The following is a 1,438-nucleotide window of genomic DNA, read 5'->3' as shown; positions in this document are numbered from 1 at the left end:
GACGTTGCTGAGAAGGCCATGGCGGACTTCGCCCGCCCGGGCGTGGAGGAAAAGCAGTGGGCCAACGACCTGGCCCGCTGGCTCACGCCGCAGGCCAGCGCCGATTACTCCGCCGTGGATCCCGCCAATGTCCCCGCCACGCGGGTCACTGGCCCCGCGACGCTGACGGTCGATGAGGCGAACGGCTACGGCGTTATGGCAGCCGTCCCGACTGATGCCGGTACCTACAGCGTGCAGCTGCTCCGTACAGGCCCAGAGGCCCCGTGGAAGGTCAACCGGCTCACCCCGCCCACGTCCTAAGCCCGTGCACCTCGCCAACCCCGTCAACGTAAGGAATCAGGTTTCATGAGTACCACTCCAACAGAGGTCCTGGCCTTCCCGAACATCAAGGCCATCATCAGCGACAACGGCACAGCCGAGGTCACCGTCGCAGGAAACTCCCGCCTCGTCCCTGCAGGGCAGACGCTGCAGGACCTGCGCGACAACGCCCTGGCCCTTGTCGTGGCCGAAGCCAAGACGTTGCAGCGCCCCGTCCGCGTCCGTATCGAGGATCCCGAAGGCCACGGCGAACTGATCGTCCACCCGGGCGGCAACGTCGAATCCGTCTCCTACGAGCCCCGGCCCGCGCGGCGCCGCCCTGCTGCGCCCGCCAGCACGCCTGTTACGGCTGCCGCCGAAGTCACCGACACCACTCCAGCGCCAACGCCTGCGGTGAAGCCTGAACCTGCCCAGCCGACGGTGGAACGCCAGCCGTGGCCGCCCCTTGCCGCGGAGACTGCGTTGGCCGATGACGTGGCTCCGGCTGCCGAGGCACCGCAGCAGGCTGTGGCAACCGACGCGCCGGTGACCCGACGCAGTTTGAAGGAGGCCTCCTTCCTGGTGAGCGCCCCGGTGCTGGAGCCGGCCACGCAGGGCTGGCGCGGGACCTTGACTCGCCTGGGCTTCCGGATGGACCCCTCAGAGGAGGAGCTGTCCGAGCGTGAGGATATCCGCACCGTCAGCCAGCACTGGCCCGGCCCGCGGACCATCGCCGTGGTCAACCGCAAGGGCGGGGCCAACAAGACGCCCACGGTGGTGATGCTCTCGGCGATCCTTGCCCGCTACAGCGGCGCCGCAACGGTGGCCTGGGACAACAACGAATCCCAAGGCACCCTGGGATGGCGGACCGAGAAAGGCGCCCACGACCGCAGCGTCCTGGACCTGATCGATTCCTCCACCGAACTCCTGTCCCCTTCCACGAACGCGGCCGAGATCGCCAAGTTCGTCCACCACCAGACCGCCGACAAGTTCGATGTGCTGCGCTCGGACGAAAACGAAGAAGGCGACCACGAAGTCACCGCCGAGGAAGTGGACATCGCCCACCAGGTCCTCACCCGGTACTACCGACTGGTCATCATGGACTCCGGCAACACCGCCAGGGCCGCCAACTGGCGGCGGA

Annotated in this window: 1 protein-coding gene and 1 pseudogene; both read left to right on the top strand. The window is 67.9% G+C overall.

Features of this window, described 5'->3' with window-relative positions:
• A pseudogene (locus AC5RWT_RS37385) lies at positions 1–300 on the top strand (hypothetical protein); the annotation flags it as partial.
• Positions 301–345: 45 nt separating this feature from the next.
• On the top strand, positions 346–1,438 hold a 1,093-nt coding region (locus AC5RWT_RS37380; protein WP_494084617.1), incomplete at its 3' end, for a chromosome partitioning protein ParA.

This window comes from Arthrobacter sp. Dra40 (genome assembly GCF_059091905.1).
Note: the sequence above shows the minus strand (reverse complement) of the source record. Positions and strands in the feature narration are given on the sequence as shown.